This window comes from Actinacidiphila sp. bgisy160, assembly GCF_057707815.1.
In genome coordinates this window covers 14,540-34,064 of record NZ_JBYIQW010000016.1, presented here as the reverse complement: position 1 = coordinate 34,064, position 19,525 = coordinate 14,540, and the positions used below count along the sequence as shown (strand labels likewise).

The window sequence follows — 19,525 nt, the reverse complement described above, 5'->3', positions numbered from 1 at the left end:
TCACCCGATCCCGGGGATGAGCGAGATGAGCAGGTCGATCAGCTTGATGCCGATGAACGGGGCGACCAGGCCGCCGAGTCCGTAGATCGTCAGGTTCCGGCGGAGCATCTTGTCGGCGCTGACCGGCCGGTACTGGACGCCTTTCAGGGCGAGTGGGACCAGGGCGATGATGATCAGCGCGTTGAAGATGACCGCGGAGAGGATCGCGGAGTCCGGCGAGGACAGCTGCATGACATTGAGCTTGTCCAGGCCCGGGTAGACGATCGCGAACATCGCGGGGATGATCGCGAAGTACTTCGCCACGTCGTTGGCGATGGAGAAGGTGGTCAGCGCGCCCCGCGTGATCAGCAACTGCTTGCCGATCTCCACGATCTCGATCAGCTTGGTGGGGTTGGAGTCCAGGTCCACCATGTTCCCGGCCTCCTTGGCGGCCGAGGTGCCGGTGTTCATGGCCACGCCCACGTCGGCCTGGGCCAGCGCCGGGGCGTCGTTGGTGCCGTCACCGGTCATCGCGACCAGCTTGCCGCCCGCCTGCTCGCGCCTGATCAGCGCCATCTTGTCCTCGGGCGTCGCCTCCGCCAGGAAGTCGTCGACACCCGCCTCGTCCGCGATCGCCTTGGCCGTCAGCGGGTTGTCACCCGTGATCATGACCGTGCGGATGCCCATCCGCCGCAGCTCGTCGAACCGCTCCCGCATGCCCTCCTTGACGACGTCCTTGAGGTGGATCACGCCGAGCACACGGGCACCTTCGGCGTCCTTGACCGCGACGAGCAGCGGGGTGCCGCCCGCAGCGGAGATGCGGTTGGTGATCTGTCCGGCGTCCTCGGCGACGGTGCCGCCGTGTTCCTTCACCCAGGCGATGACCGAGCCAGTGGCACCCTTGCGGACCTGGCGGCCGTCGACGTCGACGCCCGACATGCGGGTCTGCGCGGTGAACGCTATCCACTCGGCGTTGGCGAGCTCGCCCTGGTGGCGCTCGCGCAGCCCGTACTTCTCCTTGGCGAGGATGACCACAGAGCGGCCCTCGGGCGTCTCGTCGGCCAGCGACGACAGCTGGGCAGCATCGGCGACCTCCGCCTCGGTGGTGCCACGTACTGGCACGAACTCCGACGCCTGGCGGTTGCCCAGGGTGATGGTGCCGGTCTTGTCCAGCAGCAGAGTGGACACGTCGCCCGCCGCCTCCACCGCGCGGCCGGACATCGCGAGCACGTTGCGCTGCACCAGACGGTCCATGCCGGCGATGCCGATCGCCGACAGCAGGGCGCCGATCGTCGTCGGAATCAGGCAGACCAGCAGCGCGACGAGCACGACGATGCCGAGCTTGGAACCGGCGTAGTCGGCGAACGGCGGCAGGGTGGCCACTGCCAGCAGGAAGACGATGGTCAGCGAGGCCAGCAGGATGTTCAGCGCGATCTCGTTGGGCGTCTTCTGCCGGGCCGCGCCCTCCACGAGGGCGATCATCCGGTCGATGAAGGTCTCTCCCGGCTTCGTCGTGATCTTGATGACGATGCGGTCGGACAGCACCTTCGTGCCGCCCGTGACCGCCGAACGGTCACCGCCGGACTCCCGGATGACCGGCGCCGACTCACCGGTGATCGCCGACTCGTCGACCGAGGCGACACCCTCCACGACATCACCATCGCCCGGGATGACGTCGCCGGCCTCGCAGACCACCAGGTCGCCGACGCGCAGTTCCGTTCCCGGGATGCGTTCCTCGGCGCCGTCCGCCAACCGGCGGGCGACGGTGTCCGTCTTGGCCCGGCGCAGGGTGTCGGCCTGGGCCTTGCCGCGGCCCTCGGCGACGGCCTCCGCCAGGTTGGCGAAGACCACGGTCAGCCACAGCCAGGCACTGATCGCCCAGCCGAACCAGTCGGCCGGGTTCCTGAAGGAGAACACGGTGGTCAGCACGGACCCGATCCACACCACGAACATCACGGGCGACTTGACCATCACCCGTGGGTCGAGCTTGAGGACGGCATCCGGCAGTGACTGGACCAACTGCTTGGGGTCGAAGAGGCCGCCGCCGACCCGCCCGCCGGGCTTGTGCCCGGTAGGCGCGTCCTGATGGGGCGCGAGGGTGGGAGTGGCCATGGAGTCCTGCTTCTTTGTCTCTGTCTTCGGCGTGCGGGTGGTCATGACGCCAACCCCTCCGCGAGCGGGCCCAGCGCGAGCGCCGGGAAGAACGTCAGACCGGTGATGATCATGATTGAGCCCACCAGCAGACCGGTGAACAGCGGCTTCTCAGTGCGCAGCGTGCCCGCGGTGACCGGGACCGGCTTCTGTTCCGCGAGTGAGCCGGCCAGCGCCAGCACGAACACCATCGGCACGAAACGGCCCAGCAGCATGCACAGGCCCAGCATCGTGTTGTGGTATTCGGTATTTGCCGCGAAACCGGCGAACGCCGACCCGTTGTTGTTCGACGCCGACGTATAGGCGTACAGCACCTCGGAGAAACCGTGAGGGCCCACGTTCGTCATCGACGACTCACCCTTGCCCAGCGCCATCGCCGCCGCAGTGCCCACCAGCACCAGCGCCGGGGTCACCAGGATGTAGCAGGCCGCCAGCTTGATCTCACGCGAGCCGATCTTCTTGCCCAGGTATTCGGGTGTACGGCCGACCATCAGCCCGGCGATGAACACCGCGATGATCGCCATGATCAGCATGCCGTAAAGACCGGAGCCGACACCTCCGGGCGCGATCTCGCCCAGCATCATGCCCAGCAGCAGCACTCCGCCGGACAGTCCGCTGTAGGAGTCGTGGAAGGAGTTCACCGAACCCGTCGAGGTCATCGTGGTGGATACCGCGAACAGCGAGGAGTTGCCCTCGCCGAACCGCTGCTCCTTGCCTTCCATCGCACCGCCCGCCAACTGTGAGGCGGTGCCGGGGTGGGCATACTCGATCCAGGTCACCGCGACCACGCCGACGAACCAGATGATTCCCATCGCGGCGACGATCGCGTAGCCCTGCTTCACGCTGCCGACCATCCGGCCGAAGGTGCGCGGCAGCGAGCACGGGATCACCAGCAGGAGAAAGATCTCCAGCCAGTTGGTGAAGCCATTGGGGTTTTCGAACGGATGTGCGGAGTTGGCGTTGAAGAAGCCGCCACCGTTGGTCCCCAGGTCCTTGATGGCTTCCTGCGAAGCCACGGCACCCGGACTGATCGCCTGCTTGTCACCGGTCAATGTGGTGACGTAGTGGACGTCCCCGAAGTTCTGAATGGCACCAGCCGCGATCAGCACGACGGCGGCCACCGCGCAGATCGGGATCAGGATCCGGATGGTGCAGCGCACCAAGTCTGCCCAGAAGTTGCCCAGCTCTCCGGTTCGGGACCGGGCGAACCCGCGCACCAGGGCCACCGCCACGGCGATACCGACCGCCGCGGAGACGAAGTTCTGCACCGCCAGGCCCATCGTCTGGGTGACATGGCTCATCGCCACCTCACCCGAATACGACTGCCAGTTCGTGTTCGACACGAACGAGGCGGCCGTGTTGAACGCCTGATCAGGGCTGATCGGCTTGAAGCCGAGCGAGAGCGGCAGCTTGTCCTGAACCCGCTGCAGCAAGAAGAGGAACAGCACACTCACCGCGGAGAACATCAGCACGCCACGGAGATAGGCGGGCCAGCGCATTTCGACGTCGGGATTCGCACCCACCGAGCGGTAGATCCATCGCTCGACACGCAGGTGCTTTTCGGACTGGAAGACGGCGGCCATGTAGTCGCCGAGGGGACGGTGCACGAGGGCAAGCGCGCCGATCAGCGCGATCACCACGAGCACGTCAGCAAGTACCGGACTCATGGTGGCGGCTCAGAACCTCTCCGGAAATATGAGGGCGAGGACGAGGTAGCCCAGCAGGGCAACCGCCACGACCAAGCCGACGATGTTCTCGGCGGTCACAGCTTCGCCACCCCCTTGGCGACGAGAGCCACCAGCGCAAACACCGCGACCGTGGCGACGACGAAGGCCACATCGGCCATCGCAAGCTCCTGGATCAAGTTCGAAGATGGATCGGACCCGTATAGGAAACCCATCCACCCAGTCGCATTTCAGCCGCCTTAACGCCCCCTATACGGCAACCCCAGCAGCTTTGACGTATCTCATACGGCATGCCCCACATCCGCCGCAGCACCGCGCTTGAGTTCCTGCGCTGCGCCATTGAGACGGAGTGGCGGGAGCTGGCACTGGGACACGATGGCGTCTCGGTGTGGGAATCCGAGCACAGGGTCGTGCTTCCGGAGCCGTACCGGAGTCTGATCGCCGAGATCACCAACGGGTCGCCCCTCGGACCCCGGCAGTACTGCGTCGCGGCACTCTCGCCTTGCGCGGCGGCTGATGCGCCTGTGCGGTCTGGAGACGGACGGCAGTGCCGAGGACTACTACCTGATAGGCCGGGACCACATCCCGTTTGTCGCGGTGACTCCCAGTACCGCTTGATGGGTGAGCCAGCCGACGGGCTTGCCGCTTCCGTGGTCCAGTACGGGCAGTCCTGTGCCGTCGGCGGTGACCAAGGCGTGCAACGCCGCGGACAGCGGCGTCCCATCCGTGACGGCCTGCGGCACCTCCGTCAGATCCTCCACGGTTACAGGGCTCTGGCTGAGGTCTGTCCGCGCCACGGCGAGCGCCTCGGCCACGGCGCGGGCCGTGACGACTCCGTGGTAGCGGCCCTCGCAGTCGGTGACCGGCAGGGCGCCGTGCCCGGACAGTGCCAGGGAGTCGGCGGCCTGCGGGAGCGGCGTGTCGGCCGGCAGGGGCGTCGGCAGTGGCTCCATCACGTGGCCGGCGGACACGGCGGCGAACGGGGAGTCGTGATGTGCCTGATCCAGGTCGATTCCACGCCGCCGCAGCTTCAAGGTGTAGATGGTGTCGCGGGACAGGGCGCGACTGGTCAGCGTGGCCAGCACGATGGCCAGCATCATCGGCAGGATGATCGAGTATTCGCCGGTCAGCTCGAAGAGTACGACCACCGCGGTGATCGGAGCGCGCGCGGCGCCCGCGAACGCCGCCCCCATGCCGACGAGCCCGTAGGCGCCGGCGTTGCCTCCCATGGCAGGGCTGAGGTGGTGGACGAGAATGCCGAAGGCGGTCCCGGTCATGGCGCCGATGAAAAGGCTCGGTGCGAAGACCCCTCCGGAACCGCCTATGCCGATGGTGAGGCTCGTGGCGAGAACCTTGCCCACGAGCAGGAGCAGCACGAAGCCGATGAGGTAGCGGCCCTCGACGGCGTTCTCCAGCGCCGGGTAGCCGACTCCGTACATCTCCGGCAGCGCCAGTAGCACTCCGCCCAGCAGCAGGCCGCCGGCGGCCGGGCGAAGCCATTCAGGCCCGCGCCAGGCCCAGTCGCAGGCGTCCTCGACCAGGTACAGGACACGCGTGAAGCCGAGGCCGACCACGCCGGCAGCCACACCGAGGACTGCGAACAGGAGGTACTGGACGAGGTTGTCGACATGGAAGGCGGGCAGTGCAAGAAACGCCGTGTCACCGAAAGCTGCCCGGCCGACGACGCTTGCGGTGACGCTGGAGATCACCACCGCGCCGAATGACTCCACGGCGAAATCGCGCAGGATCAGCTCCATCGCGAAGAACACCCCGGCCAGCGGCGCGTTGAAGGTGGCCGCGATACCGCCGGCGGCGCCGCAGGCCACCAGCATGCGCATTCGGCTCTCCGGGACTTTCAGGACGCCACCGAGGGCGGAACCCAGAGCTGATCCGATCTGCACGATCGGGCCCTCCCGGCCGACCGAACCACCGGAGCCCATACACAGAGCCGACGCAAGGGCCTTGACCACGGACACCCGCGGCGCGATGCGTCCGCCTCGCAGTGCGACGGCGTACATCACCTCCGGCACCCCGTGGCCGCGGGCCTCCTCGGCGAACCGCTGTACCAGGGGTCCGTACAGCAGGCCTCCGGCCACCGGCGCGAGCAGGACGAACCAGGGTCCCAGCCAGGGCAAGTGCGGGTGCGCCGCGCGACCTGCCGCCGCGTAGTCCTGGTGGCCGCTGAACAACCACGTGAACGTTCGGATCAGCCACCGGAAGGCGATTGCCCCCAGCCCGGCACCCAATCCGACGATCAGGGCGAGTACGACCAGGTCCCACTGCGCCCTGCTGCGCCTGCTCCCGACCCGAGTTCTTTGCATGATGCAAAGGTAGCAGTGTGTGTGCCTATGATTTCGACAGTGCAAAGTTTGTCTAGGCAATCCGTGGGCGGCTCGGCTGTCATCCTGCTGTGCGCCGAAGTGCTCGTGGAGAGTCTGCCGCCTCCTGGAGGCGTTGACGACTATGTGGGGCCGCATCCGCTTCCTGAGCGCGGCCGGCCGTCGAGGCTTCGGTCCGGATGCATCGGTAGCGGCATGCTGCGTGGTCACCGCTGGTGGCGATCCGCTCAACTTCGTCGATGCGGTGGATCAGTAGACGGACTCAGAGGCGATCCGTGGAGCCGCTGGGTCGTGGCTGTCGGTGGCCAGTTCACAGGAGAGGGCACCGCGTGTCGGCAGGCCTGCGGCTGACACGACCAGCGCGTTACCAGCCGATGTGCAATGGCGCTCCCTCGGCCACGGAGGGCTCGCCGCCCGCCTCGGTGAAGGCCTGCAGGGCACGAATCAGATGGCGCCGTTGGCCGGCCGGCATCGCCTCGACGATCCGGGCGATCTCGGACCTGCGTCCTTCGGTGACCTCGCGCACGGTCCGTCGTCCGGTGTCGGTGAGGGAAATGACGCTGGTCCGCCGATCCGTCGGCAGATAGCCGCGCACCACCATGTGCACCGCCTCCAGGCGGTCGAGCATGCGCATCGCGGTGGAGGGCTGCACGCCCAGTTCGGTGGCGAGCTGCGACAGGCTCAGTGCCCCGCGAGTGTCGAGGACCACCAGCATGCGGAACTGCGGCAGCGTCAGAGCGTCCTCGACAGCGGCAAGCGAGCGAGCGGACACCGCGACAAGCAGGCGGGACGCCGTCAGCAGGGCGCTGACCATCGCCTCGGCGTCGGATTCGGATGCAGGAGTGCTGGCGGCCATAGGGTCATTTCTACCGCTCGGCTCGGTAGGCGCGCTGTATACCCCTGATTGAGACGATGCTGTTGGACTGTGCCGACGCGGTACGAGACGCGGCGGCGATCAGAGCAGGTCCGTTGGATCCCCGGTAAGGCCGAGGAGCGCCGTGATGCGCTTGCCCACCGGCTCGCGGCGGGCGTCGACACTTCGGGAAACGGCGAGGATGATCTCCAGCCCAAGCCGTCCCACCCGGCCCGGGTCGCTTCCCAAAGCCGCGGGGAGGCTGGGGTCGGTGTCTCACACGGTGACCGCGAGCACCTCCTCGTCGACTTCCAGCTCCAGGAGGAACGGACCCGGAGCGTATTTGCACGCGTTCGTCACCAGCTCGCTCACGACGAGTTGCGCCATGGCCATCGATGAAGGGGAAATGTGGACGGCCTGCGCCTCGCTGAGGAACACGTGTGCAAACTCACGTGCTTCACCGATGGACCGGCTCCGTCCCTCGTAGGCGGCGCTCTTCCTCACGGGCAGGGGAACCGATGCCTGCCGGTCTTTCAGCGCGGCTGAAGCCGGGGGTATCCACGAAGGAGAGCCCCGATGACGCCAGTCATCCCCGAAGTGCTCTTCCTCTCCCGAAGCCGCAGGGGACTCCCCGGCGCGTCGTCAGGAAAGGGCGAAATAGCGCAGCCACAGGTACACCCCCGATGCTGCCACTGTGGCGGCGGTGACGATCAGGCCGTACTTGGTGAAGGTCCAGAAGCTGATGGGCTGGCGGTTGCGTTCGGCGATGCCGAGGACGACGACATTGGCGGATGCGCCGATCGCGGTGGCGTTTCCCCCGAGGTCGGCGCCCAGCGCCAGGGCCCACCACAGCACGTGCTGACCGGTGGGGGCGTCGCCCAGATGTTTGACAAGGTCCGCGGTGACGGGAGCCATGGTGGCGACGTAGGGGATGTTGTCGACCACCGCAGAGAGCGCCGCAGAGCCGAAGAGCAGCCCCATGGTCGCGCTCAGCTCATTGCCTCCGAGGGCATCCGCCAGAGCGCCGGAGAGGTCGCCGATGACGCCGGTCTCGATCAGCGAGCCGACCATGACGAACAGACCGGCGAAGAAGGCGAGGGTGGGCCACTCGACCTCCTTCAGTACTTCATTCGTCTCGACCCGGGAGACGAGTACCAGGACACCCGCGCCCAGCAGCGCCACCACGCTCGGCGCGTAGTGCAGCAGTGGATGCAGGACGAAGCCGGCGATGACCAGGGCCAGCACGCCGAGCCCCTGCACGAGGAGCCGGGGGTCGCGGATCGCCTCACGCTCCTCCAGTTCCATGATCTCGGCAGCCCGCTCCTCGTCGTAAATGAAGTACCTGTGGAACATGAGGCGGCACAGCACCAGGAGGACGCCGGTCAGCACGACGGCGATCGGAGCCAGGTGGACGAGGAAGTCGTTGAAGGTCAGTCCGGCACGGCTGGCGATGATGATGTTCGGCGGGTCGCCGACGAGGGTGGCCGTGCCCCCGACGTTGGAGGCGAAGACCTCGGCGATCAGGAACGGCGCGGCCGGCAGGGCCAGGCGTTCGCACACCAGCAGCGTCACCGGGGCGACCAGCAGGACGGTGGTGACGTTGTCCAGGAGCGCCGAGGCGAGCGCGGTGATGACGATCAGCATGGCCATCACCCGGTAGGGCTTGCCGCGGGCCCGTTTCACCGACCAGATGGCCAGGTACTCGAAGACACCCGTCTGCCGCAGCACACCGACGATCGCCATCATGCCCAGCAGCAGGAAGATGACGTCCCAGTCGACGCCCGAGTGCTCGCTGTAGAACGCGGTCTTGTCGTCGGTCGCCCCGATCAGCAGCATCAACGCGGCACCGCCCAGGGCGGCGGCCGTACGGTGGACGCGTTCGCTGATGATCAGGACGTAGGTGCCGGCGAACACCGCGATCGCCGCCCAGCTGTGCCAGTTGCTCATGTCACCCCGAGGAGTCGTTCCAGCAGATGGGCCGCGGTGATCACTCCGAGCAGCCGGGCATCCGCCTTGTCCTTGTTCACCACTGCCACCAGCGGGCTGCGCTCCCTTGCCATCAGGGCGGCGACCTCCAGCGCGGTGTCGTCCGGGTCGCACACCGGCGGGATCTGCCGTTCCTTGGGCAGGGCGTCGCGGACGGGCCGGCCGGACAGTGCCCGGCACAGCCGGTCGGCGTGCCTCTCGTCCACCACGGCCGCCAGTGTCGGGTCCTCGATCACATAGTCGGGGACCAGCAGCTTCACCAGACGTGAGGCGGGCAGGATGGCGTGCGGGGTGCCGTCCTCCTTGAGTACCAGCACCCCTGGCAGATGGCGGTCGGCCAGGAGCCGTGCCGCGTCCAAGGTGTCGCTGTCCAGACTCACCGACGGGTACTCCACCGCCAGGTCACGTGCGCGCATGGCCGGTCTCCTCCTTCCGGGCCGCGGGCAGCGGCTTCCGGTCTTCGTCCTCGGCCACATCATCGTCCGGAATACCCACAAGGTCCTCGACGTCGAACATCCGGGCGATCGGTACGTCGGTGCTGCTGTGCGCGATGATCGAGAAGGCGATGCACACCGCGATGAGCGTGTAGGCCTTCTGGCCCTCGGGGATGCCGGACTGCAGGACCAGGAGTCCGTAGACGACGGAGGCGAAGCCCTTCGGGCCGAACCAGGCGGCGGTCAGCTTCTCCCGCCTGTCGATGGTCCGGTTGCCGAGCAGGGACACGAGCAGGGAGGCGGGACGGATCAGCACGATCGCCAGCACCGCCGCGGCGTATCCGCCGAGCGAAAGGTCACCGAACAGACCGGGCGTCAGGAGAGCTCCGAAAACGAGCAGGGCCGCGAACTTGGCCAGCTCGGCCAGCGACTCGCCGAGCGGCTCGAACGCTTCCCTGCTCTCCGGGGAGACGGAGGCGAACACCGCACCGGCCGAGAACGCCGCCAGGTAGGGGTTGGCGTGGGTCAGATGGCAGGCCGCGTACAAGATGACGCCGACGGCAAGGGGCAACAGCGGCTGGAGCTTGGGTTCCGCGCCCAGGAGCCGGAAGCGGACCAGCCACGCGACGGCCAGAGGCAGTGTGATCCCCAGTGCCAGACCGCCGATCAGTTCGAGCCCGATCTTGCCCAGGTCCGCCTCGGCCGATGCCGCGGTCGGCCCCGCGGCCGCGATCAGGACGAGCACCACGGGAAGGGCCAGGCCGTCGTTCACGCCGCTTTCGACGTTGAGCAACTGGCGCAGCCGCGCCGGCACCTCCTTGCGACCCACGATGGCCGATGCGAAAACCGGGTCCGTGGGTGCCAGCACCGCGCCCACCAGGAACGACGTCGTCCAGTCCAGACCGGCGAGGAAGTGCGTGACCAGCGCCATGCCGAGCAGCGCCAGCGGCATCCCGATTCCCAGCGCGCGTGCCGGGTTGCGCCAGGCCCCGCGCAGCGCCGGGAACGAGACGTGCATCCCGTCGGTGAACAGCACGGCGAACAAGGCCAGGTCAGCGGTCACCGCCACGATCCCGCTGTCCGGGGTGATGTGGATCACTCCGAGGAAGCCGTCACTGACGAGAGCTCCGCCGAGCAGGAAGAGGAGGGAGGTCGAGAGCACCGAGCGCGCCGCGAGACCGGACAGCAACACGGCCACCAACAGCGCGGCCCCGAACACCAGCACGAGCACCACGAAAAACCGCCCCCGATCGACGAAGAGAAACATCCCTTGTTCGCCGACCAGACTTCCCGGCACACCGCAGGGCACCTTACCTGATTCATACGTTCCTCATACGAGACTTTGATGTCGACTTCGGCACGGTGACCCAGATGACAAGCTCGAATGTCGCAGATGCCCTGGTCGCCTCGTTTGCTCTGTGCAAAAGTGGTTGACCGGCACGTTGAGCAGAAGGCGTCACGGAATCCGGAGAGGGAAATCTTGGCCGAGCAGCAGAGGCACCCTGTCAACCTGCTGACGGTGCTGCCGTTCGCCATGATGGGCTTCGTCGCCACCGTCGACGTCCTGGCCGGTCCCGGTGTCGGACTCCTGCCACTGCTCTCCCTGGGCCCGGCATTCGCCAGCCTGACCGGAACACCGCGCCGGACTACGGCCATCGGCGTTCTGGCACTCGCCTTCTGCGTCTTCCTGGGCTTCTACAACGACCTGTTCCACGTACGCCGCGGCTACACGGCCCTGCTCTCGGTCGCGGGGGTCTCCGTCGCAGCACTCGCGGCCACGGCCGACCGCCGGCGCAGAGAGGCCGAACTGGACACGGTCCGGTCCGTCGCCGAGGCCGCCCAGCGGGTGCTGCTACGCCCCGTTCCTCTGGTCGCCGGGAACCTGCGGATCTCCGTCTCCTACACCTCCGCTGCCGCCGAGGCCCGTATCGGCGGCGACCTGTACGAGGTCGTCGCGGCGGACGGCGCGGTGCGCATCATCGTGGGTGACGTCCAGGGCAAAGGTCTCGAGGCCGTCGAGACCGCGGCCGTCGTCCTCGGGGCCTTCCGTGAGGCCGCACATGATGAACCCGATCTGGTCTCGGTGAGCTCCCGGCTCGAGCGGGCCCTGAACCGCAGGCTTTCCGGGGAGGAGTTCGTCACCGCCGTACTCGTCGAGGTCAAGGCCGACCGCAAGGTCACCCTCCTCAACTACGGTCACCCGGCTCCGCTGATCCTCCGGGCAGACGGCACCTTCACCCTGGCCGAGCCCCCCGGGAATGCCCCGCCGTTGGGTCTCGCCGAGATCGGACCCATAGGACCGCTCCCCTATCGCGTCCCGCTGGCCCCGGGTGACCAGATGCTCCTGTACACGGATGGCGTCACCGAGGCCCGCGACCGCGACCGGCACTTCTACCCACTCGATGAACGCACCCATCTGCTGAAGGACGCCGATCCCGACGCCGCCCTCGAGGCCCTGCGCAAGGATCTCGAGCAGCACACCGGTGGCCCGCTTCACGACGACGCCGCCATGCTCCTGATCCGTTACCGGGGGCCGGCGTAGGGCCGACCTGAGCGTTGCACTGGCGAAATCGCAGGCACCTCTCGGGCACGAGGCGCATGAGCCCGCCGATCGCAGCCCACGTGGCGTGCTCGGTGGCGGGGGCGAATACGGCGTGTGCGCCGGCGCGGGTGAGTCGGTCAGGCCAGGCGAGCCGCAACCGGCAGGCGCTGGCCCACTTCGTCACCGCCAGTCCGTGGGATCCGGTCCATCTGCGGGCCCGTCTGGCGTCGAAGGTGACTCCACCCACGCGACACCGGGGTCCCTGAAGGACGGAGACGCCTCAACTGAGGCCGCCGTCAGGGGACGACGATGACCGGGCGCTGGGCGCTGCGAGCCAGCCGGTCGGAGATCGGGCGGAACAGCCTGAGGCCGGCTCCGCGCCTGCGCCCCACGATGATCGCGTTCGCCCGGTACTTGCGGCCGGCCTTCTCCAGTTCGTCCGCGACGGCGCCCTTGCGGTGGATGAGTGTCCAGGGCAGCCCCGACAGATGGTCCTCGCGGGCGAGCTGCCGCAGGAGCGCCTGCTTGCCGCGGGCGTGCGGCAAGCTCCCGCCGCCCGCCTCGTCGTAGCCGAGCAGCGACGCAACGGGGTTCTCCTTCGCGACGTGGACGATGAGGAGCGCCGCGCCGGTGCGCCGCGCCATGCCGGCCGCGTACGACAGGGCCCGCCTGCTGGTGGCGGAGCCGCTGTATCCGACGAGCACCCCGTACTTGTCGACGGTCGCGTGGCCGCCGCCCGTCAGGGGAACCGGCTCCCCCGCCGTGGACGACCGCGGCAGGGGATCGTCGCCGAAGGGTTCGGGAACGCCAGGGCCTGCCATGGGAAACCTTTCGGGGCTGAGCTGAACGGGAGCCGGCCTCGGAACCGGGGGCGGTCACACGAGGACGACGGGGCATCCACCGCTACCGACCGGCGTCGCCCCCGAAGTGTGACAACCCCGGCACCAGCGGCCGGTCCGGCGCGCCCGGCGGCGCCGCTTCCCGCGGGCGTGTCACACGGGCGCGGGACGTCCGGTCTCAGTGGAGGAAGCGTGCGGGAAGCAGGGCCTTGTCCCCCGGGAATGTGAGGAACGTGACGTGAGCGAGGAAGCGGTTCCCGGGCGGCGCGGCGTGGCGTGCGCCGCGGGGACGGCACCGGCGTGAGCGCGCCGCAGGCCACCGCCACGGCATGGCGGCGCCGCATGGTCGCCCGCGTCGCCGACGAGAAGCACCGCACCGCCACCGCGCTGGAGCTGTTCTTCGACCTCTGCTTCGTCGTGGCCGTCGCCCAGACGTCCGCCGCGTTCGAGGAGGAACTGGCCGCGGGACACGTCGCGAGCGGCATCCTCGGCTACGCGCTGGTGTTCTTCGCAATCTGGTGGGCGTGGATGAACTTCACCTGGTTCGCCTCCGCCTACGACACGGACGACATCCCGTACCGCCTGCTCACCGTCGTGCAGATCACCGGCGCCCTCGTCATGTCGGCGGGCACGGCGTCCGCCCTGCAGCACGGCGACTACACCGTCATCACCTGGGGCTACGTCGTCATGCGGCTGGCCATGGTGAGCCAGTGGCTGCGGGCCGCCCGCGCCGACCCGCAGCGGCGCCGGTGCTGCCTGCGGTACGCCGCCGGGATCCTGGTGGTGCAGACGGGCTGGCTGGCGCACCTCGTCATGCCCGGCGACCTCCGTCTCCCGGCGCACGTGCTCCTCGCCCTGGCCGAGCTCTCCGTCCCCGTGTGGGCCGAGCGGGTGGCCCACACCACCTGGCACCCGAGCCACATCGCCGAGCGCTTCGGCCTGTTCACCCTCATCGTCCTGGGCGAGTCCATCACGGCCGCCGCCGGGGCGGTGCGCGCCGCCCTCGACACCGAAGCCACGTTCGGCGACATCGCCACGCTGGTGCTGGGCGGCACGCTCACGGTCTGCGCCCTGTGGTGGCTGTACTTCGCCCAGAACGCCTCCCGCCGCCTGGGCGGCTTCGCCACAGCCACGCTGTGGGGCTACGGGCACTACGCGGTCTTCGCCTGCGCGGCGGCGGTGGGCGCCGGACTCGCCGTCAACGTCGCCCAGACCACCGGGCACGGCCATCTGACCGCCCACGTCGCGGCAGCGGCCTACACGGTGCCCGTCGCCGGGTTCGTCCTGTCCGTGTGGCTTCTGCACCGCCGGGCCGCCTGGCACCCCACCGCGCCGGACGTGGTGCACGCGCTGGCCGTGGCGGTGATCCTGGCCGCCACGTTCGCCCCCGCCCCGGTCCTGGTGGCGGGCGTCGCCACCGCGCTCCTGGTCGCCGCGACCTGCGTGCCGCGCGCCGGCGTACGCACAGCGGCCGCGTGAACGCACGCCACCGGCGGAACCCGTCCCACGGGCTGTCGCGTCCAACGGCCCAGTTCACTGGGCACTTCACAGCGCGCCGCAGCCCTGGCGGCCGCTGCCGCCGCGGCCGTATCTCACGTGTTGCGCCGTCCGGACCCCGCATCGCCTCCCAGCTCCACACCCACTGCGTCGAGGCCGGCCCCGCTCACCGGCGACGCCTTCAGCGCCCCGCCGGGCTGCGACCGCCCACGCAGAAGAGCCCGGTGACGCGGCTGTCACAACTGTCGGCCCGCGGAGGGGTCATGGCGGCGGAGGTGCGGGGTCAGGTCAGCAGTAGGAGTGCCATCCCGAGCGGTAGCCGTCGCGGTAACCGCGCCGGTATTCGGAGTTCCAGCTCGAGGGGCGGTACGAGTCCCAGTGGTTCCGGCAGCGGGGGCGTGAGCGGGCGTCGTGGCGCCCGTCGTCCCGGCCGTCACGGTAACCGCGCCAGTAGCGATCGCTCGCCTGCGGGGCGAGGGTGCCCGCGGCCTGCGCCTGGACCGTGCCCGCCGTGACATGGCCGGCGGTCGCGGCCTGCGCGGGCGCCGCCGGCAGGACCGCCAGGGCTCCTATGGCTACCGGGCCTGCGAGCAGTGCGAGAAATCGCTGTGCGCGCATGGCTGTTTCCCCTCTCGAAAGCGTACGCGGTGGGGTGCCCTCGTCCCTGGTCAGACCCAAAGCCATGCTTTGAGTACGCCGTTGGGGAGCGGCGGGGCACCGGCCTCGAAGGGCGGACTGCGCCCACCCCCGACCGTATCGAGCCAGGTTCAGCATGTCCACTTATGGAGTAATCTGCCCCGATTTTCTGATGCACGCACCCTCCGTGCCCCCTCCGTCACCTTCGGCGCTCCCCCATAGGGTCGGCCCCCCGCCACCTGCCGGAATCCGATGAGCGGAGGCCGCCTTGAGCGCGGCGAACGATGGCCGGAACAAGGCCGATCGCGACTCCTCGACACCTGGCCCTCGATGCCGTCGCCGAAGTCCTCCCGAGGAGGAAGCCCGCCGGGCACGCACGCGGAAGTGCGTGCCCGGCGCGGGCCGTCAGGCGCCGGAGGTGCGCTCCGGCGCCGGGACCGTGCGCTGATGCGGCAGCGTCATCCCCTCGGGCTGTTCCTGACGCAGCACCACGTTCCGGGTCGGGAAGGCGATCTCGATGCCCTCCTCCCGGTAGCGGCGGTGCAGGCGCTTGATGAACTCGTGCTTGATCCGGTACTGCTCCCCGTACTCCGAGGTCCGCAGGATCACCGAGAAGTCGATCCGCGACTCGCCGAAGGTGTGGAAGCGGACGACCGTGTCGTGCTCGGGGATGCCTCCCTCGACGTGCGCCATGACCTCGCCGGCGACCTCGATGGTCACCCGCTCCACGTGCTCGAGGTCGTTGCCGTACCCCACGCCCGCCTGGACGATCAGGGACATCTGCTGCTCGGGCTGGTGGAAGTTGGTGGCGATCGCGTTCGCCAGCTTGGCGTTGGGGATGATCACCAGGTTGTCCGACAGCTGGCGCACCACGGTGTTGCGCCAGTTGATGTCGACGACGTAGCCCTCCTCGCCGCTGCTGAGGCGAATGTAGTCGCCGGGCTGCACGGTCTTGGACGCGAGGATGTGGACGCCCGCGAAGAGGTTGGCGAGCGTGTCCTGCAGGGCCAGGGCCACGGCGAGACCGCCGACGCCGAGGGCGGTGATCAGGGGCGTGACGGAGATGCCCAGGGTCTGCAGCAGGACCAGGAAGCCCATCGCCATCACGACGACGCGGGTGATGTTGACGAAGATCGTCGCGGAGCCGGCCACCCCGGACCGGGACAGAGCCAGCGACCGCACCGTCTCGGCGACCATGCGGCCCGCGGCTATCGTGGCCGCCAGGATCAGCACCGCGACGAGCACCTGGTTGACCGTCCGGTCCACGACGCGGGTCAGCGGCAGCGCCGCGGCCCCCACCCAGGCGCCCGCCGCCAGCGCAGCCCAGGGCACGACGGTGCGCAGGGCGGCGACGACGATGTCGTCGCCGCCCCATCTGGTGCTCCTGGCCCGCTCGCCCAGCCACTTCAGGGCCAGTCGCAGCAGCAGCCCCGCCAGGGCGCCGGCGGCGATCGCGGCACCGGCGACCATCAGGTCGTGCAGCGTGAGGGCCCGGTTCACCGGTCGCCTCCCCACGTGTGTACGGGTTCACCCACGAAGCGCGGGGGGTGCTGTGTCGTCACTTGTCGCCTTATCGTTCTGGGGACTTCGAGGAGGGCGCGCCGAACACGCGGTGTCCGGGCGCGATCTGACACATCCTGCCGCAGCGGTGCCGCGGCCCGCAGACGGCCCCCGCCCCGGCCGCCCGTTCCGGCCACGGTCGCCGCGGCCGGGAGCGGCGGCGGGTGTGCCGGTATCCTCCCTGTTCACAATGCACGACGCCCTTCGGCGTTCCCGGTGAGGACTCCCCCCTTGGCACCACGCTTCGGCACCGCCCGCTTCCACGTGGCCACCGGCCCCGCGCCGCTGTTCGCACGGGTGCGGCACGTACTGCGCGAGCCCGCACGCCTCACCGCGCGCGGGCCGCACGTGACGGAGCGTCTGGAGCGACGCGGGGCGCCGGTCGAGGCGCTGCTCGCCTTCGATCCCAGGTCCTGGGAACCGGTCTCCGCGGAGGTGCGGACCGACACCGGGAAGTGGGTGAAGGCGACGTGGCGGGTCCGGGTGGCCGGACAGGACTGGTGGGCGGTGATCGGGTACGGCAACACCTTGGTCACCGTGATCGACGTGCCGCCGCACCGACAGGGTCTCGGGGACGACATCGTGCGGGAGGGCCCGCTGTACGAGCGCGTGGCGGCCGTCAACGAGGCCCTCATGGCGGAGGCGTGAGCCGGCCCGGCGGGCCCCGCCCCACGCGGACGAGCGGGGCGGGGCCGGGCGCGGCGTCTAGCGGGTCACCGTGCCCGCCGGGGCCGGGGCGTACCCGGCCGGCCGGGTGGTGAAGGTGCCGCGGCCCTGGGTGCGGCTGCGCAACCGGGTCGCGTAGCCGAACAGTTCGGCCAGCGGCACCGTGGCCGTGACGACCGCCGTACCGGAACGCGCCGTGGAACCCGTGACGCGGCCGCGGCGGGCGGCGAGGTCGCCGAGGACGGCGCCCAGCGCGTCGTCGGGGACGGTGACCGTGAGCTCGACGACCGGTTCGAGCAGGGCCATGACGCCGCCGCGCAGGGCCTCGCGCAGCCCGAGCCGGCCCGCGGCGCGGAAGGCCGTCTCGGAGGAGTCACGGGAGTGCGTCGCGCCGTCGGTCAGCGTGACCCGCACACCGGTCACGGGGTGGCCGCCGAGCGGACCCTCGGCGAGGGCGTCCCGGCAGCCCGCCTCGACCGCGCGGACGAACTCCTTCGGCACCCGCCCGCCCACGACGTTCGAGACGAACGCGAACGCGGCCTCCGCGTACGGCTCGACGTCCAGGACGACGTGCGCGAACTGCCCCGCCCCGCCCTCCTGTCTGACGTGCCGGAAGACCAGACCCGACACGCCGCTGACGAGCGTCTCCCGGTAGGCGACCTGCGGCCGCCCGACCCGGACGTCCAGCCCCCGGTCACGGCGGATCTTCTCCACCGCGACCTCCAGGTGCAGTTCGCCCATGCCGGACAGGACCGTCTGGCCCGTCTCGGGGTCGGTCCGCACGGCCAGCGAGGGGTCCTCCTCGGCCAGCCGGGCCAGGGCCACCGCCAGGCGGTCGGTGTCGGTGTTGCGGGCGGCCTCGACCGCGACGAAGACGACCGGCGCGGCCACCAAGGGCGGTTCGAGGACCAGCGGCGCCCCCGGGGCGCACAGGGTCGCGCCCGCGGCGGCGGACTTCATCCCGACCACCGCGACGATGTCCCCGGCGACCGCCGCGTCGACGTCGACGTGCCGGTCGGCTTGGACCCGCAGGATCCGGCCGATCCGCTCGGTGCGTCCGGCACGTGTGTCCAGCACCGCGTCCCCCTTCCTGATCGTCCCCTCGTACACCCGCAGGTAGGTCAGCCGCCCGGTGGCGGTCACGTTCACCTTGAACACCAGCGCGGCGAACGGCGCGGCCGGGTCGGCCGCCTGGCGTACCGCCGGGACGTCCAGCGGTGACGGCAGGTAGTCCACGACGGCCTCCAGCAGCGGCTCGATCCCGCGGTTGCGGTAGGCCGAGCCGCACAGCACCACGACGCCGTGGCCGGACAGGGTCAGATCGCGCAGCGCGGAGCGCAGCGTCGCCTCCGACAGCGCCGACCGTTCGCAGAACTCCTCCAGCGCGGCCGGGTGCAGCTCCGCCACCGCCTCCTCCAGCACGCGGCGGCGCCGCAGCGCCTCCTCACGCAGGCCGCCGGGCACCGGGCCCCCGGCGTACGCGCCGTGGCCGTCGGCCCACACCAGGGCGCGCATGCGCAGCAGGTCCACGACGCCCGTGAAGCCGTCCTCCTGTCCGATCGGCAGCTGGACGACGAGCGGCACGGTGCGCAGCCGCTCGCGGATGGAGCGGGCGGCGGCGTCCAGGTCGGCGCCGGCGCGGTCCAGCTTGTTGACGAACGCGATCCGCGGCACGCCGTGCCGGTCGGCCCGTCGCCACACCGACTCGCTCTGCGGCTCGACGCCCGCGACCGCGTCGAAGACGGCGACCGCGCCGTCGAGGACGCGCAGAGCGCGTTCGACCTCGTCGGAGAAGTCGACGTGGCCCGGGGTGTCGATCAGGTTGAGCCGGTGGCCGTCCCAGTCGCAGCTCACGGCGGCGGCGAAGATGGTGATGCCGCGGTCGCGCTCCTGCGGGTCGAAGTCGGTGACGGTCGTTCCGTCGTGGACCTCGCCGCGCTTGTGGGTGGCGCCGGTGAGGTAGAGGATCCGTTCGGTGACGGTGGTCTTGCCCGCGTCGACGTGGGCGAGGATGCCCAGGTTGCGGACGGCGGTCAGCGGATTGACGGTGCGCATGGCCCGGTGGCCTTTCGGGTGATCCTTTCGGTGGGCGGCGCGATTCCCGCGATCCCGCGATGCCCCCGCGGCGGCAGGGCGTACCCGGCCGCCGGTCCCGGCCGCGCCGAGTGCGAGGGTCAGAAGGTCGTCGCGGACGTCCAGTGCCGGCCGCGCAGCCGGCACCGGGCCGGCGAAGACACCAGGATCACCTCATGCCGTGACGGGGACACGACGGCTGCGGTACGACAACACACGGCCGGGCTCCCCTCGTTCGTCACGGAACGCGCCACGGTGTCGTGCGGCGCGCGATCGACGCGAGTG

The 19,525-nt window shown here is 69.9% G+C and carries 16 protein-coding genes and 1 pseudogene; 4 read left to right on the top strand and 13 right to left on the bottom strand.

What is annotated here, in order from left to right; translation table 11 throughout:
* The 9 genes from kdpB to AC3EUJ_RS15635 form a co-directional block, all read right to left on the bottom strand.
* Positions 1 to 2,136 (bottom strand): potassium-transporting ATPase subunit KdpB, encoded by a 2,136-nt coding sequence (kdpB, locus tag AC3EUJ_RS15675; protein ID WP_431961826.1) that lies wholly within the window; start codon positions 2,134 to 2,136, stop codon positions 1 to 3.
* Positions 2,133 to 3,797 carry a potassium-transporting ATPase subunit KdpA gene (kdpA, locus tag AC3EUJ_RS15670; RefSeq protein ID WP_431961825.1) on the bottom strand — a complete coding sequence of 555 codons (1,665 nt, stop codon included), beginning with the start codon at positions 3,795 to 3,797 and terminating at the stop codon, positions 2,133 to 2,135. Before kdpA ends, kdpB begins: the two co-directional genes overlap by 4 nt.
* A gap of 9 nt (positions 3,798 to 3,806) precedes the next feature.
* Positions 3,807 to 3,896, bottom strand: a complete 90-nt coding sequence (gene kdpF, locus AC3EUJ_RS15665; protein WP_016434100.1) for a K(+)-transporting ATPase subunit F — start codon at positions 3,894 to 3,896, stop codon at positions 3,807 to 3,809.
* 479 nt (positions 3,897 to 4,375) lie between these two features.
* Positions 4,376 to 6,136 (bottom strand): chloride channel protein, encoded by a 1,761-nt coding sequence (locus tag AC3EUJ_RS15660; RefSeq protein ID WP_431961824.1) that lies wholly within the window; start codon positions 6,134 to 6,136, stop codon positions 4,376 to 4,378.
* 382 nt (positions 6,137 to 6,518) lie between these two features.
* A complete protein-coding gene (locus tag AC3EUJ_RS15655; protein WP_431961823.1) occupies positions 6,519 to 7,010 on the bottom strand; it encodes a MarR family winged helix-turn-helix transcriptional regulator in 492 nt (163 codons plus the stop codon).
* A gap of 273 nt (positions 7,011 to 7,283) precedes the next feature.
* Complete coding sequence (locus tag AC3EUJ_RS15650) at positions 7,284 to 7,445, bottom strand: ATP-binding protein (protein ID WP_431961822.1); 162 nt, start codon at positions 7,443 to 7,445, stop codon at positions 7,284 to 7,286.
* Positions 7,446 to 7,649: 204 nt separating this feature from the next.
* Positions 7,650 to 8,954 carry an ArsB/NhaD family transporter gene (locus AC3EUJ_RS15645; protein WP_431961821.1) on the bottom strand — a complete coding sequence of 435 codons (1,305 nt, stop codon included), beginning with the start codon at positions 8,952 to 8,954 and terminating at the stop codon, positions 7,650 to 7,652.
* The gene (locus tag AC3EUJ_RS15640; protein WP_431961820.1) at positions 8,951 to 9,409 is read right to left on the bottom strand and encodes a CBS domain-containing protein; all 459 of its coding nucleotides are present in this window, start codon (positions 9,407 to 9,409) and stop codon (positions 8,951 to 8,953) included. The genes AC3EUJ_RS15645 and AC3EUJ_RS15640 overlap by 4 nt, the downstream gene beginning before the upstream one ends.
* The gene (locus tag AC3EUJ_RS15635) at positions 9,396 to 10,661 is read right to left on the bottom strand and encodes a cation:proton antiporter (protein WP_431961819.1); all 1,266 of its coding nucleotides are present in this window, start codon (positions 10,659 to 10,661) and stop codon (positions 9,396 to 9,398) included. The genes AC3EUJ_RS15640 and AC3EUJ_RS15635 overlap by 14 nt, the downstream gene beginning before the upstream one ends.
* Positions 10,662 to 10,961: 300 nt before the next feature.
* Here AC3EUJ_RS15635 and AC3EUJ_RS15630 point away from each other — a divergent pair, with 300 nt between their 5' ends.
* Complete coding sequence (locus AC3EUJ_RS15630; protein ID WP_431961914.1) at positions 10,962 to 11,969, top strand: PP2C family protein-serine/threonine phosphatase; 1,008 nt, start codon at positions 10,962 to 10,964, stop codon at positions 11,967 to 11,969.
* Between the two features lie 155 nt (positions 11,970 to 12,124).
* Positions 12,125 to 12,196: pseudogene (locus AC3EUJ_RS15625) on the top strand (hypothetical protein); the annotation flags it as partial.
* A gap of 69 nt (positions 12,197 to 12,265) precedes the next feature.
* Here the strand turns inward: AC3EUJ_RS15625 and AC3EUJ_RS15620 are convergent.
* Positions 12,266 to 12,790, bottom strand: a complete 525-nt coding sequence (locus AC3EUJ_RS15620; RefSeq protein ID WP_431961818.1) for a universal stress protein — start codon at positions 12,788 to 12,790, stop codon at positions 12,266 to 12,268.
* Between the two features lie 318 nt (positions 12,791 to 13,108).
* On the opposite strand from AC3EUJ_RS15620, the gene AC3EUJ_RS15615 reads away from it, so the two are divergent.
* Positions 13,109 to 14,287: a low temperature requirement protein A gene (locus AC3EUJ_RS15615; protein ID WP_431961817.1), complete on the top strand. Its 1,179-nt coding sequence runs from the start codon at positions 13,109 to 13,111 to the stop codon at positions 14,285 to 14,287.
* Between the two features lie 306 nt (positions 14,288 to 14,593).
* Here the strand turns inward: AC3EUJ_RS15615 and AC3EUJ_RS15610 are convergent, their stop codons facing one another.
* Complete coding sequence (locus AC3EUJ_RS15610; protein ID WP_431961816.1) at positions 14,594 to 14,923, bottom strand: hypothetical protein; 330 nt, start codon at positions 14,921 to 14,923, stop codon at positions 14,594 to 14,596.
* 423 nt (positions 14,924 to 15,346) lie between these two features.
* Positions 15,347 to 16,441, bottom strand: a complete 1,095-nt coding sequence (locus tag AC3EUJ_RS15605; RefSeq protein WP_431961815.1) for a mechanosensitive ion channel family protein — start codon at positions 16,439 to 16,441, stop codon at positions 15,347 to 15,349.
* Positions 16,442 to 16,732: 291 nt separating this feature from the next.
* On the opposite strand from AC3EUJ_RS15605, the gene AC3EUJ_RS15600 reads away from it, so the two are divergent.
* Positions 16,733 to 17,149, top strand: a complete 417-nt coding sequence (locus AC3EUJ_RS15600) for a hypothetical protein (RefSeq protein ID WP_431961814.1) — start codon at positions 16,733 to 16,735, stop codon at positions 17,147 to 17,149.
* Between the two features lie 57 nt (positions 17,150 to 17,206).
* Here AC3EUJ_RS15600 and fusA read toward each other — a convergent pair whose 3' ends face one another.
* The gene (gene fusA, locus AC3EUJ_RS15595) at positions 17,207 to 19,222 is read right to left on the bottom strand and encodes an elongation factor G (RefSeq protein WP_431961813.1); all 2,016 of its coding nucleotides are present in this window, start codon (positions 19,220 to 19,222) and stop codon (positions 17,207 to 17,209) included.
* Between the last annotated feature and the right edge of the window lie 303 nt (positions 19,223 to 19,525).

What these genes read in the sequence shown, in the direction of transcription:
- kdpB (WP_431961826.1), bottom strand. Translation starts at nt 2,136, where the DNA reads ATGACCACCCGCACGCCGAAGACAGAGACAAAGAAGCAGGACTCCATG.
- kdpA (WP_431961825.1), bottom strand. Translation starts at nt 3,797, where the DNA reads ATGAGTCCGGTACTTGCTGACGTGCTCGTGGTGATCGCGCTGATCGGC.
- AC3EUJ_RS15660 (WP_431961824.1), bottom strand. Translation starts at nt 6,136, where the DNA reads ATGCAAAGAACTCGGGTCGGGAGCAGGCGCAGCAGGGCGCAGTGGGAC.
- AC3EUJ_RS15655 (WP_431961823.1), bottom strand. Translation starts at nt 7,010, where the DNA reads ATGGCCGCCAGCACTCCTGCATCCGAATCCGACGCCGAGGCGATGGTC.
- AC3EUJ_RS15645 (WP_431961821.1), bottom strand. Translation starts at nt 8,954, where the DNA reads ATGAGCAACTGGCACAGCTGGGCGGCGATCGCGGTGTTCGCCGGCACC.
- AC3EUJ_RS15640 (WP_431961820.1), bottom strand. Translation starts at nt 9,409, where the DNA reads ATGCGCGCACGTGACCTGGCGGTGGAGTACCCGTCGGTGAGTCTGGAC.
- AC3EUJ_RS15630 (WP_431961914.1), top strand. Translation starts at nt 10,962, where the DNA reads ATGATGGGCTTCGTCGCCACCGTCGACGTCCTGGCCGGTCCCGGTGTC.
- AC3EUJ_RS15620 (WP_431961818.1), bottom strand. Translation starts at nt 12,790, where the DNA reads ATGGCAGGCCCTGGCGTTCCCGAACCCTTCGGCGACGATCCCCTGCCG.
- AC3EUJ_RS15610 (WP_431961816.1), bottom strand. Translation starts at nt 14,923, where the DNA reads ATGCGCGCACAGCGATTTCTCGCACTGCTCGCAGGCCCGGTAGCCATA.
- fusA (WP_431961813.1), bottom strand. Translation starts at nt 19,222, where the DNA reads ATGCGCACCGTCAATCCGCTGACCGCCGTCCGCAACCTGGGCATCCTC.